Origin of the sequence: Streptomyces sp. NPDC004284 (assembly GCF_042874035.1) — a bacterium.
GTDB lineage: Bacteria > Actinomycetota > Actinomycetes > Streptomycetales > Streptomycetaceae > Streptomyces.
This window is the reverse complement of record NZ_JBIAMJ010000009.1, coordinates 42,484-62,180: the sequence shown is the minus strand read 5'-3', so window position 1 is coordinate 62,180 and position 19,697 is coordinate 42,484. Positions and strand designations below refer to the sequence as shown.

Genomic DNA, 19,697 nt, shown 5'->3' with positions numbered 1-19,697 from the left:
GGGCTACGGGGTGAGCCCGCGGACCAGCAGGTCGAGCAGCGCGCACACGAACAGGCTGATCCCGATGAAACCGTTCGTGGTGAAGAACGCCCTGTTCAGCCGGGACAGGTCGTGCGGCTTCACGATCGTGTGCTCGTAGCAGAAGGCGACCGCCACGATCACCAGGCCGACCCAGAAGAACAGGCCCGCGTCCGTCGCCAGGGCGTACCAGACGAGGAGCCCCGTCGTCACGACCGCCGAGGCGCGGGCGCCCCACAGCGCGGCCGGGACGCCGAAGCGGGCCGGGACGGACATGACGCCGTGCGCCCGGTCCGCCTGCACGTCCTGGCAGGCGAAGATCAGGTCGAAGCCGCCGATCCAGATGCCGACCGCGAGGCCCAGGATCACGGCGTCCCAGGACCACTCCCCGCTCACCGCCAGCCAGGCGCCGATCGGGCCGATGGACTGGGCGAGGCCCAGGATCGCGTGCGGGAAGTTCGTGAACCGCTTCCCGTACGGATAGACGACCATCGGGATGACGGCGAGCGGCGCGAGCGCCAGGCAGAGCGGGTTGAGCAGCGCCGCCGCGCCCAGGAACACGACGACGGCGATCCCCGCCCCGGTCCACGCCGAGCGCACGGACACCGCGCCCGTCACCAGCTCGCGGTTCGCGGTGCGCGGATTGCGCGCGTCGATCTCGCGGTCGATGATCCGGTTGCAGGCCATGGCGAAGGTCCGCAGACCCACCATGCAGACGGTGACGAGGAAGAGCGTCCACCAGTGGATGTTCCGGTCGAGCTGGAACATCGCGGTGAGGGAGGCGATGTAGGCGAAGGGCAGCGCGAAGACCGAGTGCTCGATCATCACGAGCCGCAGGAAGGCCTTCGCGCGCCCCGGCTGGGCGCCCGGTACGGCGGCCGTGGTCACAGCCCGTACTCCTTCCAGCGGCGGTCCACCAGAGCCGCCGTCGCCGGGTCCGACTCCACCATGTCCGGCCAGCCGCCGTCCCGGGTGTAGCCCTCCTCGGGCAGCTTCTTCGTGGCGTCGATACCGGCCTTGCCGCCCCAGAACTGCTGGTAGGAGGCGTGGTCGAGATGATCCACCGGCCCTTCCACCACCGTCAGGTCCCGGGCGTAGTCCGTGTTCCCCAGCGCCCGCCAGGACACCTCGTGCAGATCGTGGACGTCGCAGTCCTTGTCGACCACGATGATCAGCTTGGTCAGCGACATCATGTGCGCGCCCCAGATGGCGTGCATGACCTTCTGCGCGTGCTTCGGGTACTTCTTGTCGATCGAGACGATCGCGCAGTTGTGGAAGCCGCCCGACTCCGGCAGGTGGTAGTCGACGATGTCCGGGACGATGATCTTGAGGAGCGGCAGGAAGAAGCGCTCCGTCGCCCGCCCGAGCGGCCCGTCCTCGGTCGGCGGCCGGCCGACGACGATCGACTGGAGCAGCGGACGCTTCCGCATCGTGATGCAGTCGATCTTCAGGGCGGGGAAGGGCTCCTGCGGGGTGTAGAAGCCGGTGTGGTCGCCGAAGGGACCCTCCGGCAGCATCTCGCCCGGCTCCAGCCAGCCCTCGACGACGACCTCGGCGTTGGCCGGGACCTGGAGCGGGACGGTCTTGCAGTCGACCATCTCGATCCGCTTGCCCTGCACGAAGCCGGCGAAGAGGTACTCGTCGATGTCACCGGGCAGCGGCGCCGTCGAGGCGTACGTGACGGCCGGCGGGCAGCCGAAGGCGATCGCGACCGGCAGCCGCTCGCCGCGCTCGGCGGCCACCGCGTAGTGGTTGCGGCTGTCCTTGTGGATCTGCCAGTGCATGCCGATGGTGCGCTTGTCGTGCCGCTGGAGCCGGTAGAGCCCCAGGTTCCGCACACCGGTCTCGGGGTGCTTGGTGTGGGTGAGGCCCAGGTTGAAGAAGGAGCCGCCGTCCTTCGGCCAGGTGAACAGCGCCGGAAGGAGATCGAGGTCGACGTCGTCCCCGGTGAGGACGACCTCCTGCACGGGGGCCTCCTTCACCTTCTTCGGCGGCACGTGGACCATCGAGCCCAGCTTCCCGAAGGCCTCGCGGACCCCCACGAAACCGTGCGGCAGCTCCGGCTTGAGGAGCCCGCCGATCTTCTCGCTGATCTCGCCGTACGACTTGAGCCCGAGGGCCTTGAGCAGGCGCCGGTCGGTCCCGAAGACGTTCATCGCGAGCGGCATGGAGGAGCCCTTGACGTTCTCGAAGAGAAGCGCCGGCCCTCCCGCCTTGTTCACCCGGTCGACGATCTCCCCGACCTCCAGGTACGGGTCGACTTCGGCCTTGATGCGCTTGAGGTCGCCTTCGCGCTCCAGGGCCCTGAGCAGCGAGCGGAGATCGTCGTAAGCCATAGGGGCCAGTATCGGTCACCGGCTAGGCTGGGCTCGTCACCGGGGCCGCCACGACGGCTCCCGCCGCTGCTTCCAGGGGGCTCTCCCGCATGCTCAGGGCACTGATGTACATCCTGCCGCTGGCCCTGACGATCTACGCCTTCATCGACTGCCTGAACACCCCCGAGGACGAGGCCAAGCACCTCCCGAAGGTCGTCTGGGTCGTCATCATCCTGCTGTTCTGGATCGTGGGCCCGATCGTCTGGTTCGCCGCCGGCAAGATGCGCCACGCGCCCGCCGGGGGCCGTACTCCCTCCGAGTGGCACCGCAACCACCGCTCCGAATGGGTCGCCCCGGACGACAACCCCGAGTTCCTCAAGTCCCTCCGCGAGGAGAACAAGAAGGACGAGGCCCTCCTCAAGGACTGGGAGGCGGACCTCCGCCGCCGCGAGGAGGAGCTCAAGCGCCGCGAGCAGGGCAAGGCCGGCGAGGACACCGAGGGCTGATGGAGCTGCGGCTCCTGGCCACCTTCGAGAAGGTCGCCGACGTCCTCTCCTTCACCCGGGCCGCCGCCGAGCTGGGCTACGCCCAGTCGAGCGTCACCAGCCAGGTCCGCGCCCTGGAGTCCTCCCTCGGGGTCGACCTCTTCGAGCGCCTCGGCCCCCGCATCCGCCTCACCGAGGCCGGCGAACGCCTCCTGCCGTACGCCCGCCGGATGGCGGACCTGGCGGAGGAGGCCCGTACCGCCGTCGCGGCCACGGCGGAACCCTCGGGCCCGATCGCGATCGGCACCATGGAGTCGCTGACCTCCTACCGGCTGCCGCCGCTCCTGGAGTACTTCCACCACCGCCATCCGAAGGTCCGCCCGGCCCTCCGCCCCACCCTCGGCGACGAGACCCGCCGAGCCCTCCGCCAGGGCACGTACGACCTCGGCTTCCTGATGGAGCCGGAGACCGAGCACGAGGGCCTGGAATCGGAGGTCCTGGCCACCGAGCCGCTGACCCTCGTCGCCGCCCCGGACCACCCCCTCGCGGACCGTACGGAACTGAGCACGGCCGACCTGGCGAGCACCCCTCTGGTGGGCACCGAACCGGGATGCGCCTACCGCGACCTCTTCGAGGCCGAGCTGCGGGAGTGGGCACCGCCGTTCCTGGAGTTCGGCACGATCGAGGCGAGCAAGCGGGCGGTGGCCTCCGGGCTCGGGATCGCGCTCCTCCCCCGCGTCGCCGTCGCGGAGGAACTCGCGGCGGGAACCCTCGTCCCGCTCCCCTGGGAGGCCCCCTTCACCCTCTTCACCCAGCTCGCGTGGCGGCGGGGCAAGCGGCTTCCGGCGCACGTACGGCTGTTCGTGGAGCAGGCGCGGCGGCTGGTGTCCGAGCAGCGAGGGTGACCTTGAGGCTCGCGAGCACGATCAGTGGCACGCCGAGCGCCTGGACCAGCCCGATGTGATGCCCGTACACCGCCCAGTCGACGCCCATCGCGACGGCCGGGTAGGTGAAGGCGAGGACGGCGATCTTCGCGGTGGGCAGCTTGGCGTAGGCCGCGTACATCAGCACGTACATGAGCCCGGTGTGGATGAACCCGAGCCCGACGAGCCAGCCCCAGCCGCCCCCGCCGACTCCCCCGAAGTCGACGAAGGGCAGCAGCAGCGGCAGCCCCACCAGCACCTGGACGAGCGCGATCAGATGGGGCCGGACACCGGTGACCCGCTTGGTGACGAAGGTCGCGAGGGCGTAGAGCACGGCGGCGGCGAGCGCGAACCCGAGACCGGCGAGGGAGGCGGTGTCACCGGGCCGGACGCCCGAGACGAGCACGAGCCCGGCGAAGGCGAGGGCCAGCCACCCCAGCTTGCCGGCGGAGATCCGCTCCCTCATGAACACCGCCCCGAGCAGCACCAGGAAGAACGGCTGCGTGTGATAGACGACCGTGGCGAAGGAGATCGAGGTCGCCTCGTACGCCTCGAAGAGCAACACCCAGTTCGCCACGATGAACACCCCGCCGAGCGCGGCGAGCCCCAGCTTCCCCGCCGTGAACCCGTGCCCGGTGAAGAAGCCCCGCACCAGGCTGTACGCCCCGAGCGCGACGGCCCCGAACAGGCACCGGAAGAACACCACCTCGAAGGGCGAGGCCCCCGACTCCACGACGAAGACGCCGAGGGTGCCGGAGAGCACCATGGCGAGGGTGAGTTCGACGGTTCCCCTGGTCTCGTTTCTCATGCCGACGACGCTACGGACGACCTCCGGGCCGGGTCCACGGGCCGGTGGGGCGTCCTGCCGATGGGGCCGATCGGCAGGACCGATGGGGGTCTACGGGGGGCCGGTCACTGGCCGCCGGGGCGGATCAGGCCCGTCTCGTACGCGTGGATGGCGGCCTGGGTCCGGTCGCGCAGGGACAGCTTGGTGAGGATGCGGCTCACATAGGTCTTCACGGTCTGTTCGGCGACGACGAGCCGGGTGGCGATCTCGGCGTTGGACAGGCCCTGGGCGATGTGGGTCAGGACCTCGGTCTCGCGTTCCGACAGGCCGCCGAGGCGGTCGGTCAGCGGGGCGCGGGGAGCGGGGCTGAGGCGGGCGAACTCGGCGATGACCCGCTTGGTCAGCTGGGGGGCGAGCAGGGCCTCGCCGCGTGCCACGACCCGTACCGCCTCGGCGAGTTCCTCGGCGGAGGCGTCCTTGAGGAGGAAGCCGGACGCGCCGGCGCGCAGCGCCTCGTACACGTACTCGTCGAGGTCGAAGGTGGTCAGGATCAGCACCTTGACGGTGGCTCCGGCGGGGGAGGTGAGCTGCCGGGTGGCCTCGATGCCGCCGGTGCCGGGCATCCGGATGTCCATGAGGATGACGTCGGGGGCGAGTGCGGCGGCCCGGGCGACGGCGTCCGCGCCGTCGACGGCCTGGCCGACGACCTCGATGCCGGGTTCGGCGTTCAGCAGGACGGTGAAGCCCTGGCGGACCATCATCTGGTCGTCCGCGACGAGCACCCTGATGGGGTCGTTCATGAACCGTCCTTCCTGGAGGGGGGCACGTCCCCCGGGGCGGGGGCGGGCAGGGTGGCGGTGATCTCCCAGCCGCCGTCGGGGGTCGGGCCCGCGGCGAGTTCGCCGCCCAGCATGGCGGCGCGCTCGCGCATGCCGAGCAGCCCGTGGCCCGGTTCCCCGCCGGGCCCGGCGGGCGCGCGGTCGGCCGGGCGGGTGGCGGCGGCGTTGGTGATCCGTACGGTCAGTCCGGCGGGGTGGTAGTGGGTCGACACGGTGGCCGGGGCGCCGGGGGCGTGCCGCATGACGTTGCTCAGCGCCTCCTGGACGATGCGGTACGCGGAGAGTCCGGTGCCCGGGGAGAGCAGCCGGGGGGTGCCCCGGGTCTCGGTGGTGACGTCGAGTCCGGCGGCCCTGAGGTTGGCCAGGAGGTCGTCGAGCCGGTCGAGCGTGGGCTGCGGGGCGTGCCGTGCGGCGTCCGCCGGGCCGCCGGGTCCGGTGTCGCTGCGCAGCACGCCGAGGACGCGGCGGAGTTCGGTGAGGGCGTCGACGGCGTTCTGCCGGATGCCGGCCAGGTTCTCGCGGAGCTCCGGGGACGGGTCGGGCACGAGGTGCGGGGCGACCTGGGCCTGGATGGAGATGACGGACATGTGGTGGGCGACGACGTCGTGGAGTTCGCGGGCGATCCGGCCGCGCTCCTCCAGGAGGGCGCGCCGGGCGCGTTCCCCGGCGGTGAGCACCTCCTGCTCGACGAGGCGGCTGCGGGAGACCCGGGTGGCGCGCAGGGCGCAGCCGAGGACGACGGCGAGGGTGAAGGCGACGGCGCCCGACGGGAAGGTGCCGGTTCCCGGGACGCCGTGCGGAAGCCCGGCGCCGATGCCGGTGAGCAGGGAGATCCCGAGGGCGGCGACGGAGGCGGCGGGGCGCGCCCGCAGGGAGAGCAGGAACAGCAGGAGGGTGTGCAGGGCGATGGCGGGAATGCTCCAGGGCCACATGGCGGAGAAGACCGCGGAGGTCAGTGCGGCGAGGAGGGTGAGGGTCGCCGTGGAGAGCCACAGGGCGGCGGCGGGGCGGCTGAGGGCCAGGACGGGCGCGGCGCTCTGGAGGATGACGAGCAGGGTGACGGCGCCCCTGGAGGGCTGCATGAAGCCCTCGTAGAGGTTCTTCTCCCAGACGCCCATGAGCACGCAGAACAGCACGATGTGGCCGTGGGCGAGCCTGCCGAGGTGGCGGTGGCGGGGCAGCGGGTCGCGGCGCCCCGGCCGCAGGTCGGCGCGCAGGACGCCCGGGACGGCGCGCAGGATGCCGGGGGTGGCGCGCAAGAACCCCGGGGCGGCGCGCAGCCCGCCCGACCACCGTGCCGTGTCCCCCACCGTCGCGTTCCCCCCGCGCCCCTCGTCGTTCCGCTCCTCCAGCCTAGGCAAGACGTGACTCCTTCGTACGGGCGGTCCGCGGCTTCGGGGCGGGCCGGGTGCGGGTGGTGCGTTCGTACACGTGGAAGACCGCGACGCAGACCGCCAGCGCGACGGCGAACAGGGGGAGCCAGCCGAGGCGGGCGAGGACCCAGGCGTAGGTGTCGGGGACGGTGTGCAGCCCGGTGAGCGGGCCGTGGCCGCGCAGGTCCGCGGTGAACAGCCCGCCGGCGGTGACGGCGATCATCGCGGTCTGGTGCCAGAGGAAGACGGTCATGGCGCCCAGGTTGAGCAGGGCCACCGCCGTCCACGCGACGGGCCGGCGCAGGGCGCGCCGCAGCGGCCCGAGGAGCAGGATCGCCGCGCCGGACTGGGCGAGGCCGAGGGTGACGGCGGCGAGGGTCGGCGGGTTGAGGTTGGAGACCGGGGCGCCGGGGACGCCGACCATGGAGGCCGGGTAGCCGGCGAGGCCGACGAGGAGGCCGGTCGCGGCGGCGCCGCCGAGGAGCAGCGCCCAGGCGGCGGACGGGGCGAGCGGGCCGCGGCGCGCGAGGAGGGCGCCGAGGCAGTACGGGACGAGCCAGCCCGCGGGCAGGTTCAGCCAGCCGATCACGTCGGGCCCGTCGAGGCCGAAGCGGATCACGTCGACGTGGAGGACGACGGCGAGCGGCCACAGCGGATGGACGCGCGCGACGAGCGGGGTGGCGGCGGTGAGGGCGGCCAGGACGAGCAGGAACCACAGCGGGGACAGCACCAGCTTGCCGAGCGTGTGGACCGTCTGCCAGGGGACGCCGCAGGCGAGCATGCCGGCCGTCGCGACGGCCCAGACCGCGAGCAGCGGGCCGACCGGCCGGAACAGCCGGCCGAGACGGGCGGCGACCCACCGGCCGTGGCTCTCGCCCCGGGCCCGGGCCGCGGCATGGCCGCGGGCGGCGACGTACCCGCCGACCAGGAAGAACACGGCGAGGGTCTGCAGCAGCCAGGACACCGCGGTGAACTCCGGCAGATGCCCGAGGGGGCTCTCGACGTGCAGGGTGCCGCTGTCGGCGACGAGGGCCGTGACGAGCCAGTGGCCGAGGACCACGCCGAGGATGGCGAAGGCCCGCAGGGCGTCGAGGGCCCGGTCGCGACCGGGCGGGGTGGCGGCGACTACGCGTCGGACGAGCTCACGCACGGGCCGGCTCCTGTCCGTCGACGATCAGCGCGAGATTGCGCAGGGACACGGAGCCGGGAGCGAGGTAGTCGCTGTGCCCGCCGTCGCCGGCGGCGAAGCGGCGGGCCCCGAACGCCGGGTCCATCGGGTCGGTCCCGAAGCCGAGTTCACTGCCGGCGAGGAGGGGGAGACGGACGTGGGGTATCCCCCCGACCCAGTCGTCGGCGCCGCGACCGGCCCAGACGGTCGCGCCCGTACGGAGGTCGGCGACGCGGTCGGCGCCGGTGCCGGGGCTCCCGTAGAGGACGACGGCGGCGGCGGGCAGCCCTGCGGCGGCCCGGGCGCACACCACGGAGCCGTACGAGTGCCCGAGCAGCGTGATCCGGGCACCGGGCCGGAGCCGCGCCAACTCCTCGACGAACGCCCTGAGCCGGGGCGCCGCCTGGTCGGCGCGGCCCGGGGTGAGGGAGGCGGCGCTGCCGGTGGCGGGAGTGCGGTAGCCGAGCCAGGCCACGACGGCGGCCCTGGCGCCGAGCTCCTTCGTGAGCGTGCGCTGAAGCGCGACGGCACCGGCGCGGAAGCGGCCGTAGCTGTCGAGCCCGGTGTCTGCGCCGGGCACGAGCACCGCGATCCGCTCGGCCCGCGCGAGGTCCCCCACCACCTCCACGCTCCGCCCCCCGTCCCTCCCGTCGAACTCCAGGAACCGCCGCCCCTCCCCCGCCATCCCCCGCAAGGACACGGCCCTGCGCCGCGCCCCGTACTCCTCCGCCGTCCGCCCCGCCTCCCCCAACGCCACCCGCTCCGCCGCGTACCGCGCTTCCAGCTCCGCCCGCAGCCGCCCGGGCTCCGCCGCCCTCAACGGCGCGACGGCGGCGGGCACGGGAGCGGGCACCTCCGCCGGCCGCGAGGCCCCCACGATCGGCAGCGCGACGGCGGTGGTCACGGCCGCGGCGAGCAGGGTCCGGCGCAGACGGCCGGGAGCGGCGACGGGTCCGCGGCGGCGGACGCGGGAAAAGGTGCGGGGGAGGGACGCCATGAGGGGCCTTCCGTAAGGGAGTTCGTTCCGCCACGGACAGTAGGAAGCGCCGGTCGTGGTCGGCGTCCCTCCCGGGAGCCAACCTGGCTTGTAGCTCTCAGGTATGACGGGGTGCGGGTGATGCGGGACGGGGCCCGGTCGACCCGGAACGCCTTCGGGAGAAGCGGAGCCGGCGAGGAGGCGGCGCCGTCGCGCCACGGCCGGCCTGCGACGGCCGCATGGCCCACGCCCCGCGGTTCCACGGAGACGCACCGCGCGCCGCCGCCCGCCTCGGTGTCCGCTCGCCCGTGCCGCTCGCCGTCGTACGGGCCTGATCGCGTGATGCCGGCCTCCCGCCGGGGAAGGCTTCCCCCATGGACCTGGAACTGGCACACCGGTGGCTGGCCACCGCCCTGGCCGAGGCGCGGGCCGGGCTCGCCGAGGGCGGGATCCCGATCGGGGCCGCGTTGTACGGGGCCGACGGGGCGCTGCTCGGGCGGGGGCGCAATCGGCGGGTGCAGGACGGGGATCCGTCGACGCACGCCGAGACCGCGGCCTTCCGGGCGGCCGGGCGGCAGCGCTCGTACCGGGGGACGACGATGGTGACGACGCTGTCGCCGTGCTGGTACTGCTCCGGCCTGGTGCGGCAGTTCGGGATCTCGCGGGTGGTCGTCGGGGAGGCGGAGACCTTCCGGGGCGGGCACGGGTGGCTGGCGGAGCACGGGGTGGAGGTCGTGGTGCTCGACGATCCCGAATGCGCCGCGCTGATGCGGGAGTTCGTCGAGAGGAATCCGGCGCTGTGGAACGAGGACATCGGGGAGGAGTGAGGGCGGGCCGCCCACCGTCGGGCCCGGACCCGCTCGAAGATCAGGGTCGAAAACAGAGTCGAAAAGACCGACGCCTTACCAACACACCGTCGATATCCTTGAGTTGACGGTGATACGGGGGTGGCGGGGGATTGGACAGAGAGCTGTACGGCCGCGAGGCGGTCCTCGACGACGGCGGGCTCGCGGCCCGGCTCGTCGGGCTCGGCAGGCAGGGTGCCGCGCGCGGCGCGTACGAGCACGGGGACGACCCGCCGGTGACGGTCTTCACCGGCGGGCGCGGCATGGGGAAGACCGCCCTGCTCAAGGAGGTCCGCAACCGCTACAAGGGCTACACCCCGCTCGCCCTCCTCGACTGCGCCCACGTCGAACCGCCCGCCGACCACGGCCCCGGATGGACCCCGGTCACCGGCGCGCTCGCCGAGCTGGCCGTGCAGCTGTCGCCGAAGGTGCTCGCCGCCCGGCCCGTGCGGTTCCCCCGGCTCTCGCTCGGTCTCGTCGCGGTCGCCTCGCTCGCCTGGTCCCAGGAGGACGACGAGCGGGCACGGCGCGACCTCCAGCGGCTCAGCCCGCTCCTCGCGACCGTCGACGCGACCCGGGGCGCCGCCGGCAACTGGGTCGGGAAGGTCCTCACCAAGCTCGCCGCCACCTTCGCCGACGCCGCAGCCCCGCTCGCCGGACTGCTCGCCGAGGCGACCGTGGAGACCGTCCTCGAAGAGGTCTTCGGCCGCCTCCAGCGCTCCTCCGAGAGCTGGTACGGCAGCTATCGCAACGCCGGCGGGCGCGGCAAGGCCGGACTCCAGCAGCTCGCCATCGACTTCGAGCACGAAGGCCGGCGCCGCCGCGAGGCCGAGGACTTCCTCGTCGGCGCCCTCACCGAGGACCTGCTGACCGCCTACACCGGGCTCCGCCGCGGCAGCCGCGTCGGCAGGCCCCTGCTCCTCCTCGACAACGCCCACGAACCGCTCGGCCGGCAGCTCGTCGAACCGATCCTGCGCGCCCGCGCCGAGGGCCGCCGCGACAAGGTCGTCGTCCTCGCCGCCTCCCGGGTCCGCGACCACGAGGGACTCCGCCAGGCCACCCGCACCCGGCTGCCGGAGACCGCGCACCGGGCACCCTGCCCGCGCGGGACGAGCGTCGGCTCCGGCATCCTCGCCGTCGAACTGACCCCGCTCTCCCCCGCCCAGACCCGGTCCGCCTTCGACCACCACGACCCGGCGGGCCGCACCCCCTCCGAACTCGCCCGCGCCGTCCACCGGCTGACCGGCGGCCGCCCCCTCGGCGTCGCCCTCCTCGGCCGGGCCGCCGGCGAGGCCCCCGCCGGGCTGCGGGCCGGCCTCACCCCCGGCGGGCTCCTCGACCTCACCGTGGAACTGCGCGAGGACGCCCCGCCGGTGCCCGTCGCCCCCACGCTCCTCGCCGAACTCCTGCCGGTCCGCAGACCCGGGCCGTACGCCGTCCTCGCCGCGACCCACGACGAGGAGTCCGCCCGGATGCTCGCCCACGCCCGGCTCCAGGCGGAGTCCCTCGACGGGGACGTGGCGCTGCGGGTCCGCGACCAGTTACGGGCCGAGAACTGGGGCGAGGGCCCCGGCCACTTCGTCGCCGACCCGCTGCTGCGCGCCCTGCTCCTGTACCGGCTCCGCTTCGAGGACGGCGACCACCCGCGGTACGCCGCCTGGCACGCCGTCCACGAGACGCTGTACCGGTACTACGGGCCGACCCCGGACCCGGACCGCCCCCAGGGCGAGGCCGTGGTGAACCCGTACCGCCTCCACCACGGCCTCGCCCTCGGCCGCACCGAGGAGGCCGTCACGCACCTGCGGGAGACCTTCCCCGGGCAGGACGTCCTCGGCTGGCTCGGCCGGCTCCGCTTCATCGCCGCCGCCCCCTACCCGCGCGAGCGGGGCCGCCCGGGACCCGACCCGCGCCGGGCGGTCGCCCTCGGCGAGGGACCCGCCGGCCCCCTGCCCGACGGCCTCGACCCCGACACCACCGCACTCCACCTGTCCGTACGGCGACTGCTGCACGCCGTGTGGCTGCTCACCGACCCGCTCGCGCTGCCCGACGACGAGGTCACCGAGCTGCTCGCGCACGAACTGCGCCGGCTCTCCGGCCGCCATCTGACCGGCAGCGGTTCACTCTGGGACGCGGCGGGCCAGTGGCCGCGCGACATCCGTGCCTGGCAGGAGCTCTCGCTGCCGCCGGGCCGTGAGAACGGAGTCTGACGCCATGCCCAACGTCATCAGCGGTCGTATCCGCACCCCCCGCCAGAAGCTCATCGCCTCGCTCGTCACGGCCGCCGTCGTCCTCGGCCTCGGCTGGTACGGCTTCGCCCGGCTCACCCGCCCGGAGGACCGTTCCTGCGCCCCGGGCGTGGCCCGCCCCGTCGGCAGCGACGAGTGCATCGGCGTCAACGGCACCGGCCACGACTTCGGCTTCGCCGACCTCAAGGACGTCGCCGAGGCCATCCGCGGCGAGAACGCCGCGCTCAAGGACGGCGAGTACGTCACCGTCGCCGTCCTCCTCCCCCTGTCCTCCCCCGACGCCGGCATGCGGATCAAGGTCCTGCACGAGGTGCAGGGCGCGTACGCCTACCAGCGCCGGGCCAACCAGGAGTCCAACGGGCAGCGGCCCACCATCCGCCTCGTCCTCGCCAACACCGGCCGGGGCAACGCCCACTGGCGCACCACCGTCGACCAGCTCATCGGCATGGCCGACGGCCCCGAGCGGCTGCGGGCCGTCTCCGGCATCGCCACCTCCTCCGGCGAGATGCGGGAGGCCGTCGGCGTCCTCACCAAGGCCAAGGTCGCCGTCGTCGGCACCACCATCACCGCCGACGACATCGCCAACGGCCCCGGCCGCAGGCCCTTCCCCGGCCTCGCCCGCGTCTCCCCCACCAACAGCGACGAGGCCAGGGCGCTCGCCCACTTCGGCCGGGTCGACGCCGCCAAGGCGCTCCTCGTCCAGGACACCCGCAGCGGCGACCACTACGTCGACACCCTGAAGGCCGCCTTCGCCTCCTCCCTCAAGAACGCTCCCCTGGAGCCGCAGGAGTTCACCTCCGCCCCCGACTCCACCCAGGAGGGCACGACGGCGAACACCTTCACCAACATCACCCATCTGATCTGCGACACCCGCGCCGAGACCGTCTTCTTCGCCGGCCGCCACACCCAGCTGCGCCAGTTCATCAACGCGCTCGGCGACCGCGGCTGCGTCGACCGCTCCTTCACCGTCCTGACCGGCGACGAGGGCTCGTACCTGGGCGCCGACGAGAAGCTCGACCGCAAGGCCCTCAAGAACCGGGTGACCGTGCGGTACGCGGCGCTCGCCCACCCCGACGCCTGGAAACCGGCCCCGGGACGGCAGCTCCCCCGCACGGGCGGCTCCGAGCAGGCGTACGCGGACTTCGCGGCGGACATCGCCAAGGCCGCCCCGAAGGACAGGCCGGTGGCGCTCGCGGACGGCCAGGCGATCATCGCGTACGACGCGATGGCGACGGCGGTCCACGCGATCCGCCAGGCCACCCCGGAGGGCGCGGCCTACCCCTCGAAGGAGGACGTCGGCACGCAGTGGCCGCAGGTCAAGGGCTCCCTGCGGGTCGAGGGCGCGAGCGGCTGGATCTGCCTGGACAACTACGGCAACCCGTACAACAAGGCGGTCCCGATCGTGGAGCTCGCCCAGGACGGCACCCAGCGCTTCGTCCAGATGGCCTGGCCGGAGGGCAGGCCCCCGACGGAGACGTGCCTGCCGCCGAAGAAGGGCTGAGTCCTACGGTCCCGCGGGCCTACGGCTCCCACTTGGGCCAGGGTTCCTCGTCCCGGGCGTACAGGTCGCGCAGGTGCTGCCACCGCTCGGGCGACCAGTCCCGCCAGTCCGTGGGGTGCCCGTCCAGCGCGGCGGCGAGCCGTTCGAGGTGCTCGTGCCACCCGGCCAGGAGGTCCAGCCGGTACTCCCGCGTCCCGCGGAACTCGTTCGTGAAACGCAGAACGGTCGACCCGCCGCCGTCGGACCCCGGTTCCAGATGGAACCGGATCCGGCCGTGCGTCGGGCCGACCGTGTACTCGGCGACGTAGTCGGGATCCCAGGCGGTCACCTGCCCCGAGACCTCGGTGTCGCTGTTGAACCAGCGGAGGGTGACCCGCCCGCCGAGCCGCGGCTCCAGCGGGTCCGCCTCGCAGAGCCAGCCCGGCAGGCCCTCGGGCGAGGCGACGGCCGCCCAGACCATCGGCACGGGATGCGGAAGGTCCACCACGAACCGCAGCAGGTGCGCGTCGCCGTCGTGGGTCTCGCTCCTGCCCCGGGTGATCTCGCTCATACCTCCAGCGTCACCCCGGGACAGGCCCGGTGCCAGCGCAGGGGGCTCAGACGCCCGCGTACGAGTGCTTGCTGCTGACGAAGATGTTGACGCCGTAGTAGTTGAAGAGGAAGCAGCCGAAGGCGATGAGCGCGATGTACGCGGCCTTCCGCCCCTTCCAGCCGGCCGTCGCGCGCGCGTGCAGGTACGCCGCGTAACCGACCCAGGTGATGAAGGACCAGACCTCCTTGGCGTCCCAGCCCCAGTAGCGGCCCCACGCGTCACCGGCCCAGATCGCGCCGGCGATGATCGTGAAGGTCCAGAGCGGGAAGACGGCCGCGTTGACCCGGTAGGCGAACTTGTCGAGCGAGGCCGCTGCGGGCAGCCGCTCCAGGACGGAGCGGGCGAAGGAGCCGGGGTTCCCGCCGGTCGCGAGCTTGTTCTCGTACGAGTCGCGGAAGAGGTACAGCAGGGTCGCGACCGCGCCGAGGTAGAAGACCGCGCCACAGAAGATCGCGGTGGAGACGTGGATCCACAGCCAGTACGAGTCGAGCGCCGGCACCAGCTGGTCGCTGGGGGTCTTCAGCCAGGTGACGGCCATGCCCAGGTCGAGCAGGACGGTGGTGACCAGGGGAAGGCCGATCCAGCGGACGTTCTTCTTCGCGAGGAGGAAGCCGAGGTACGCGCCGACCGCCACCGTGGAGAAGGTGGTGGAGAACTCGTACATGTTGCCCCAGGGGGCCCGCTGCACGGACAGCGCCCGGCTGACCACGCCCGCCGCCTCGATCAGGAAGGCGAGGACGGTGAGCGAGACGGCGATGCGGCCGTACAGGTCGCCCTGGACGGTGCCGCCGGCCGCGCCGGGACCGTCCGGCACGTCACGGGCGCCGGCCGCGGAGCGGGTGACGACCTTCGGCTTGTCGAGGACGGCGGTGCCCCCGGCCTTCTTGACCTGCACGGTCACGGCCGGGGCGGCGGCGCCCGAGGCCTGCGGCGTGAGCGCGGCGGCCGTGCGGCCGACCTTGCTGCGGCTGCCGAACACCCACTCGGCGATGTGGGCGAAGAAAGCCAGGGTGTAGACGGCCATCGAGGAGTAGATGAGCAGGTCGCTCAGCTGCGCCAGGCCCTCGTTGGTTTCGGCGGCGAGGATCACTTCTCAGCCCCTTCGGACTTCTCGGCAGGATCTTCTGCGGGTTCCGGCGCGGTCGGCGCCTCGGTGTTGAGCGTGACCGCGAGCTCGGCCAGCTCCTCGGGCAGCTTGGCGGACTCGCTCCGGCCAAGGCCCGCCATCTCGACGACGGTGACGCCGTCCTCGCCCCGTACGGCCCGGACCCAGACCCGGCGGCGCTGGATGAACAGCGAGCCGCTGAGTCCGGCGATCGCGGCGATCGCCCCGGTGAGGGCGAGGCCGCTGCCGGGCTGCTGGGTGATGGAGAAGCTCGCCCACTCCTTGATGTCCTTCTCGAAGGTGATCGAGCCGGCGCCGTCGGGCAGCGTCATGGTCTCGCCGGGCAGGAGGCGGTTGGCCTTGCCGGTGCCGCCCGTGACGGCGAACTGCTTCATCTTGGTGGTGTCGAGCTGGTACACGTTCTGCGGCAGACCGGAGTCCACGCGCAGGTCGCCGTGGTAGCCGGTGAGCGCCATGGCGGGGAAGCCGAGGCCGGGGAACTGCGAGAACATCGTGCCCTTGCCGGCGCCCGCGAAGGTCGGCACGAAGAAGGCGTTGAAGCCCAGCTGCTCCTTCTTGCCGTTCTTGTCGCGGTAGCCGTCCATCACCTTGATGGCGCCCCTCGACGTGACGTTGGCGTCGATCGGCAGCAGCGGCACGGCGCCGTGGAAGACGGTCTTGCCGCGGCCGTCCCTGACGGTGACGACGGGCGCGTATCCGTGCTGGAGCAGATAGACCTTGGAGTCGCCCACGACGAGCGGCTCGTTGACCCGGATGACCGCCTTCTTGTCGGCGCCGCCCTGCGAGTAGGTGACGTCCGCCTCGAAGGTGCGCGGGGTGCCGCGCTGGGGGCCGCTCTTCTCGTACGTGCCGGTGAAGGAGTTCAGGGTGAAGTTGAACGGCTCCAGGTCCTCGGTGCCGAACTGGGAGCCGGACTTGAAGTCGTCGTACTGGGTGAGCGTGTTGGAGAAGCCGTCGCCCTCGACGATCAGCTTGCCGCCCTCGGACTTGAAGAGCTGGCCCCAGGCGAAGGCGACGAGCATCACGATCAGCGCGACGTGGAAGACCAGGTTGCCGGCCTCGCGGAGGTAGCCCTTCTCGGCGGCGACCGCGTTCCCCGCCGTGTGGGCGCGGAAGCGGCGCCCCTTGAGGAGGGCGAGCGCGGCCTCGCGGACCTGCTCGGGCTCGGCCTCGGTGCGCCAGGTGGTGTACGCGGGGAGCCGGTCGAGGCGCCGGGGGGCACCCGGCGGGCGGCTGCGGAGCTGGCCGACGAACTGCCAGGTGCGGGGCAGGATGCAGCCGATGAGGGAGACGAACAGCAGGATGTAGATCGCGGAGAACCACACCGAGCTGTAGACGTCGAAGAACTGCAGCTTCTCGTACAGCGGGGTGAGGGTCTTGTGGGCTTCCTTGAAGGTCCGCACCTTCAGCTCGTCCGCGCTGTTCTGCGGGATGAGGGAGCCGGGGACGGCGCCCAGGGAGAGCATGAAGAGGAGGATCAGCGCGACCCGCATGGAGGTCAGCTGCCGCCAGAACCAGCGGACCCAGCCGATGACCCCGAGGGTGGGGCCGCCGATGGAGGTGTCGGTGTCCTCCTGGGGAGCGGTCGACAGCTGGGCCCCGGCGTTGCCGAGGCTCTCCTGCTGCTCCGTCGTTTCGGTCTTGCTCATGGAACTCAGATCCCCACCGTGAAACCGCTGGACCAGCTCTGCATCGTGGCCACCATGCTGTCCCACGCACCTGTGAGGAGCAGGACTCCGGTGACGATCATCATGCCGCCGCCGATCCGCATGACCCACACATAGTGCTTCTTCACCCAGCCGAACGCGCCGAGCGCCTTGCGGAAGGCGATGGCGGCGAGCACGAACGGGACGCCGAGGCCGAGGCAGTACGCGAAGGCGAGCACCGCCCCGCGGCCGGCGCTGGCCTGGTCGAAGGCGAGGGCCTGGACCGAGGCGAGCGTCGGGCCGATGCACGGGGTCCAGCCGATGCCGAAGAGCGCGCCGAGCAGCGGGGCGCCGATGAGTCCGGCGACGGGCTTCTTGTGGAAGCGGAACTCCCGCTGGGTGAACCAGGGCATCAGGCCGAGGAAGAACACGCCCATGAGGATCATGAGCACGCCGAGGACCTTGGTGAGCGTCTCGCGGTAGTCCTGGAGCGTGGACCCGAAGTAGCCGAAGAGCGCGCCGCCGGAGACGAACACGGCGGTGAAGCCGAGGACGAACAGGACGGCGCCGGCGGTCATCCGGCCGCGGCGGCTCTCGGCGAGGTCGGTGCCGGTGACCCCGGTCACGTAGCTCAGATAGCCGGGGACGAGCGGCAGGACGCAGGGGGAGAAGAAGGAGACGAGGCCGCCGAGCACCGCGAGGGGCAGGGCGAGCAGCAGGGCTCCGCTGGTGACCGTCTCGTTCACGGGCTCACTTCTCCTTGAGGAGAGGCTCGATCATCGACCGGAGCTTCTTCTCGTCGAGCGCCATGAGGGAGCGGGCGGCGATCTTGCCCTCCTTGTCGAGGACGACGGTGGAGGGGATGGCCTGCGGGTTGAGCGTGCCCTTGGGGAAACCGAAGAGGATCAGCTTGCCCTGCGGGTCGTAGAGGCTGGGGTAGGGAATCCCGTAGTCCGCCTCGAACGCGAGCGCGGGCTGCTGGTTGGGGTCGCGGGTGTTGAGTCCGACGAACTCGACGTCCTGGCCCTTGAGGTCCTTGGCGACCTTCGCGAAGTGCGGGGCCTCGGCGCGGCACGGTGCGCACCAGGAGCCCCAGACGTTGAGGACGACGACCTTGCCCTTGAGGTCGGCGACGTCCAGCTGCTTGCCTTCGAGCGTCTCGCCGGCGAGCTTGCCTGGGGCCTCGCGCTCGCCCTTGGCGACGGTGGAGATGCCACCCGTGTTGGTCACGAAGTTGGTGTTGCCACCGCCGCCGGACTTGCCGTTGTTGTCGCCGCCGCAGGCCGAGAGCGTGAGGGCGGCGGCGGACAGCATTCCGACGGCGACCAGGGTGCGCCGGGTGCGGCGGGGGGCACGGCTAAGGCTCATGTGAAAAGTTTCGCATGGGCGTTTGGGGGATCTTGGGCACCCCCCTACGTGCCCGTAAAGCCCCTTGTCAAGATCGCCTAAGCGGTCGGGGTGGAAGAGGCCGTGGGGGAATCGGGCCTGAGGAAGGCGTTCCATCCGCCGGCGGGCTTCTGGCCGACCTCCAGACTGCGCAGTTTCTCCAGGATCTTCGGGTCCTGGACGTCGAGCCAGTCCACGAACTGCTTGAAGGAGACGAGCCGCACGTCCTTCTTTCCGGCCATTCCCTTGAGCGCCTCTTCGACGGCGTCCATGTAGATGCCGCCGTTCCACTGCTCGAAGTGGTTGCCGATGAAGAAAGGCGCGCGATTCGACTCGTACGCGCGCGTGAAGCCGGAAAGGTACGCCTCGGCGGCCTGCGTGCGCCAGCCCGGATAGCGCGAGGGCATGCCCTTGGTCGTGTTCTTCGACTGGTTGGCGAGCATGTTGTAGTCCATGGAGAGGACTTCGAAGGAGTGCCCGGGGAAGGGCACGGCCTGGAGCGGCAGGTCCCAGATCCCCTGGCGCTTGACGGGCCAGGTCTGGCGGCCGCCGGGCGAGCTGGCGTCGTAGCGCCAGCCCAGGCGCTTGGCGGTGGGGAGCAGGTTGTCCTGGCCGAGGAGGCAGGGGGTGCGGCCGCCGACGAGCTCCTTGGAGTAGTCGAAGGGCAGCGGGTCGAGGTCGGTCCAGCCGCTGTTGGTCTTCCACTCGGTGACGAACTTCGTCGCCTGGTCGATCTCGTTCTGCCACTGGCCGGGGGTCCAGTTGCCGACGGAGCCGGAGCCGCCGCAGAAGTGCCCGTTGAAGTGGGTGCCGATCTCGTGGCCGTCGAGCCAGGCCTGCCGGACGTACTTCAGGGTCTCCTTGATGTGCCCGTCGGTGAGGTAGCCGATGTCGGAGGCGCCGACGGGGTTGTTCGGCGGGCGGTAGAGGTGCTTCTTCGACTCGGGGAGGAGGTAGATCCCGGAGAGGAAGAAGGTCATGGCCGCGTCGTTGTTCTTCGCGAGTTCGAGGAAGCGCGGGAAGAGGCCGTTGCCGACCTCGCCGGCGCCGTCCCAGGAGAAGATCACGAACTGGGGCGGGGTCTGGCCGGGTTCGAGCGGGACGGGGGCGTCGGGCTGGTGCGGCTGCTTGCCGGTGTCGGCGGTGGAACCGTCGCCGATGAGCCGGGCGTCGTCCTTGGTCGGGGCGGCCGTGTCCGGGGCCGTCGAGACGTCACCACCCTTGCCGGGTCCGGAACGTCCCGGTTTGTCCTGGCCGCCGGTATTGCATGCGGCGAGCCCCATCGCCGCGGCCGCCCCAACGCCCGCCCCGAGCAGCCCCCTTCGACTGATCCCGCTGATCCCGCGCATGACATCCCCATTCGCGCTGACGTATGACTGAAAAGTCATCCAAACCGACAATGAGTGAGATGCCGGGAGGAACACGGAGGTTCCGGAAAATCGCACAAAAATTTTAGGCGGCCGGATGACAT

Annotated in this window: 18 protein-coding genes; 5 read left to right on the top strand and 13 right to left on the bottom strand. The window is 72.1% G+C overall.

All coding sequences use genetic code 11. The annotated features are described in order from the left end of the window. Positions 1 to 3 precede the first annotated feature (3 nt). The gene (gene mqnP / locus ACFYUS_RS23590; protein ID WP_388855362.1) at positions 4 to 906 is read right to left on the bottom strand and encodes a menaquinone biosynthesis prenyltransferase MqnP; all 903 of its coding nucleotides are present in this window, start codon (positions 904 to 906) and stop codon (positions 4 to 6) included. Then, a complete protein-coding gene (locus ACFYUS_RS23585; protein WP_388855359.1) occupies positions 903 to 2,354 on the bottom strand; it encodes a menaquinone biosynthesis decarboxylase in 1,452 nt (483 codons plus the stop codon). The genes mqnP and ACFYUS_RS23585 overlap by 4 nt, the downstream gene beginning before the upstream one ends. 89 nt (positions 2,355 to 2,443) lie before the next feature. Between ACFYUS_RS23585 and ACFYUS_RS23580 the strand changes: the two genes are divergently transcribed. After that, the gene (locus tag ACFYUS_RS23580) at positions 2,444 to 2,839 is read left to right on the top strand and encodes a PLD nuclease N-terminal domain-containing protein (RefSeq protein ID WP_388855357.1); all 396 of its coding nucleotides are present in this window, start codon (positions 2,444 to 2,446) and stop codon (positions 2,837 to 2,839) included. Further along, the gene (locus ACFYUS_RS23575; RefSeq protein WP_388855354.1) at positions 2,839 to 3,723 is read left to right on the top strand and encodes a LysR family transcriptional regulator; all 885 of its coding nucleotides are present in this window, start codon (positions 2,839 to 2,841) and stop codon (positions 3,721 to 3,723) included. Before ACFYUS_RS23580 ends, ACFYUS_RS23575 begins: the two co-directional genes overlap by 1 nt. On the opposite strand, the gene ACFYUS_RS23570 is transcribed toward ACFYUS_RS23575, so the two are convergent. The 5 genes from ACFYUS_RS23570 to ACFYUS_RS23550 form a co-directional block, all read right to left on the bottom strand. Beyond that, complete coding sequence (locus ACFYUS_RS23570; protein ID WP_388855351.1) at positions 3,626 to 4,549, bottom strand: DMT family transporter; 924 nt, start codon at positions 4,547 to 4,549, stop codon at positions 3,626 to 3,628. The genes ACFYUS_RS23575 and ACFYUS_RS23570 overlap by 98 nt on opposite strands. Positions 4,550 to 4,653: 104 nt before the next feature. Continuing rightward, positions 4,654 to 5,328 carry a response regulator gene (locus ACFYUS_RS23565; protein WP_388855348.1) on the bottom strand — a complete coding sequence of 225 codons (675 nt, stop codon included), beginning with the start codon at positions 5,326 to 5,328 and terminating at the stop codon, positions 4,654 to 4,656. After that, positions 5,325 to 6,728: a sensor histidine kinase gene (locus tag ACFYUS_RS23560; RefSeq protein WP_388855345.1), complete on the bottom strand. Its 1,404-nt coding sequence runs from the start codon at positions 6,726 to 6,728 to the stop codon at positions 5,325 to 5,327. Before ACFYUS_RS23560 ends, ACFYUS_RS23565 begins: the two co-directional genes overlap by 4 nt. After that, entirely contained in the window at positions 6,721 to 7,890 is a 1,170-nt protein-coding gene (locus ACFYUS_RS23555; protein ID WP_388855342.1) for an acyltransferase, read from the bottom strand. Before ACFYUS_RS23555 ends, ACFYUS_RS23560 begins: the two co-directional genes overlap by 8 nt. Then, positions 7,883 to 8,905, bottom strand: a complete 1,023-nt coding sequence (locus tag ACFYUS_RS23550) for an alpha/beta hydrolase (protein ID WP_388855339.1) — start codon at positions 8,903 to 8,905, stop codon at positions 7,883 to 7,885. Before ACFYUS_RS23550 ends, ACFYUS_RS23555 begins: the two co-directional genes overlap by 8 nt. 353 nt (positions 8,906 to 9,258) lie before the next feature. On the opposite strand from ACFYUS_RS23550, the gene ACFYUS_RS23545 reads away from it, so the two are divergent. The 3 genes from ACFYUS_RS23545 to ACFYUS_RS23535 all read left to right on the top strand — a co-directional run bounded on the left by ACFYUS_RS23545 (position 9,259) and on the right by ACFYUS_RS23535 (position 13,476). Beyond that, a complete protein-coding gene (locus ACFYUS_RS23545; RefSeq protein WP_388855336.1) occupies positions 9,259 to 9,711 on the top strand; it encodes a nucleoside deaminase in 453 nt (150 codons plus the stop codon). Between the two features lie 131 nt (positions 9,712 to 9,842). Beyond that, positions 9,843 to 11,936: a hypothetical protein gene (locus tag ACFYUS_RS23540; RefSeq protein WP_388855333.1), complete on the top strand. Its 2,094-nt coding sequence runs from the start codon at positions 9,843 to 9,845 to the stop codon at positions 11,934 to 11,936. A 4-nt stretch (positions 11,937 to 11,940) separates the two neighbouring features. Further along, on the top strand, positions 11,941 to 13,476 hold the full coding sequence (locus tag ACFYUS_RS23535) for an ABC transporter substrate-binding protein (RefSeq protein WP_388855330.1): 1,536 nt from the start codon (positions 11,941 to 11,943) through the stop codon (positions 13,474 to 13,476). Between the two features lie 19 nt (positions 13,477 to 13,495). Here ACFYUS_RS23535 and ACFYUS_RS23530 read toward each other — a convergent pair whose 3' ends face one another. The 6 genes from ACFYUS_RS23530 to ACFYUS_RS23505 all read right to left on the bottom strand — a co-directional run bounded on the left by ACFYUS_RS23530 (position 13,496) and on the right by ACFYUS_RS23505 (position 19,575). Further along, positions 13,496 to 14,026 carry an SRPBCC domain-containing protein gene (locus ACFYUS_RS23530; RefSeq protein WP_388855327.1) on the bottom strand — a complete coding sequence of 177 codons (531 nt, stop codon included), beginning with the start codon at positions 14,024 to 14,026 and terminating at the stop codon, positions 13,496 to 13,498. 46 nt (positions 14,027 to 14,072) lie between these two features. Further along, complete coding sequence (gene ccsB, locus ACFYUS_RS23525) at positions 14,073 to 15,158, bottom strand: c-type cytochrome biogenesis protein CcsB (protein WP_388855324.1); 1,086 nt, start codon at positions 15,156 to 15,158, stop codon at positions 14,073 to 14,075. Beyond that, positions 15,155 to 16,843, bottom strand: coding sequence for a cytochrome c biogenesis protein ResB (locus ACFYUS_RS23520; protein ID WP_388855321.1), 1,689 nt, complete (start codon positions 16,841 to 16,843; stop codon positions 15,155 to 15,157). The genes ccsB and ACFYUS_RS23520 overlap by 4 nt, the downstream gene beginning before the upstream one ends. Before the next feature lie 5 nt (positions 16,844 to 16,848). Beyond that, complete coding sequence (locus ACFYUS_RS23515) at positions 16,849 to 17,586, bottom strand: cytochrome c biogenesis CcdA family protein (protein ID WP_388855319.1); 738 nt, start codon at positions 17,584 to 17,586, stop codon at positions 16,849 to 16,851. A gap of 4 nt (positions 17,587 to 17,590) precedes the next feature. Further along, complete coding sequence (locus ACFYUS_RS23510; RefSeq protein ID WP_388855317.1) at positions 17,591 to 18,208, bottom strand: TlpA family protein disulfide reductase; 618 nt, start codon at positions 18,206 to 18,208, stop codon at positions 17,591 to 17,593. A gap of 77 nt (positions 18,209 to 18,285) precedes the next feature. Continuing rightward, positions 18,286 to 19,575 carry a hypothetical protein gene (locus ACFYUS_RS23505; RefSeq protein ID WP_388855314.1) on the bottom strand — a complete coding sequence of 430 codons (1,290 nt, stop codon included), beginning with the start codon at positions 19,573 to 19,575 and terminating at the stop codon, positions 18,286 to 18,288. Positions 19,576 to 19,697 lie beyond the last annotated feature (122 nt).

Coding starts and splice junctions, on each gene's coding strand:
- ACFYUS_RS23530 (WP_388855327.1), bottom strand. CDS start 14,026: ATGAGCGAGATCACCCGGGGCAGGAGCGAGACCCACGACGGCGACGCG.
- ACFYUS_RS23505 (WP_388855314.1), bottom strand. CDS start 19,575: ATGCGCGGGATCAGCGGGATCAGTCGAAGGGGGCTGCTCGGGGCGGGC.
- ACFYUS_RS23585 (WP_388855359.1), bottom strand. CDS start 2,354: ATGGCTTACGACGATCTCCGCTCGCTGCTCAGGGCCCTGGAGCGCGAA.
- ACFYUS_RS23535 (WP_388855330.1), top strand. CDS start 11,941: ATGCCCAACGTCATCAGCGGTCGTATCCGCACCCCCCGCCAGAAGCTC.
- ACFYUS_RS23545 (WP_388855336.1), top strand. CDS start 9,259: ATGGACCTGGAACTGGCACACCGGTGGCTGGCCACCGCCCTGGCCGAG.
- ACFYUS_RS23565 (WP_388855348.1), bottom strand. CDS start 5,328: ATGAACGACCCCATCAGGGTGCTCGTCGCGGACGACCAGATGATGGTC.
- ACFYUS_RS23580 (WP_388855357.1), top strand. CDS start 2,444: ATGCTCAGGGCACTGATGTACATCCTGCCGCTGGCCCTGACGATCTAC.
- ACFYUS_RS23510 (WP_388855317.1), bottom strand. CDS start 18,208: ATGAGCCTTAGCCGTGCCCCCCGCCGCACCCGGCGCACCCTGGTCGCC.
- ACFYUS_RS23575 (WP_388855354.1), top strand. CDS start 2,839: ATGGAGCTGCGGCTCCTGGCCACCTTCGAGAAGGTCGCCGACGTCCTC.
- ACFYUS_RS23520 (WP_388855321.1), bottom strand. CDS start 16,843: ATGAGCAAGACCGAAACGACGGAGCAGCAGGAGAGCCTCGGCAACGCC.
- ACFYUS_RS23570 (WP_388855351.1), bottom strand. CDS start 4,549: ATGAGAAACGAGACCAGGGGAACCGTCGAACTCACCCTCGCCATGGTG.
- ACFYUS_RS23550 (WP_388855339.1), bottom strand. CDS start 8,905: ATGGCGTCCCTCCCCCGCACCTTTTCCCGCGTCCGCCGCCGCGGACCC.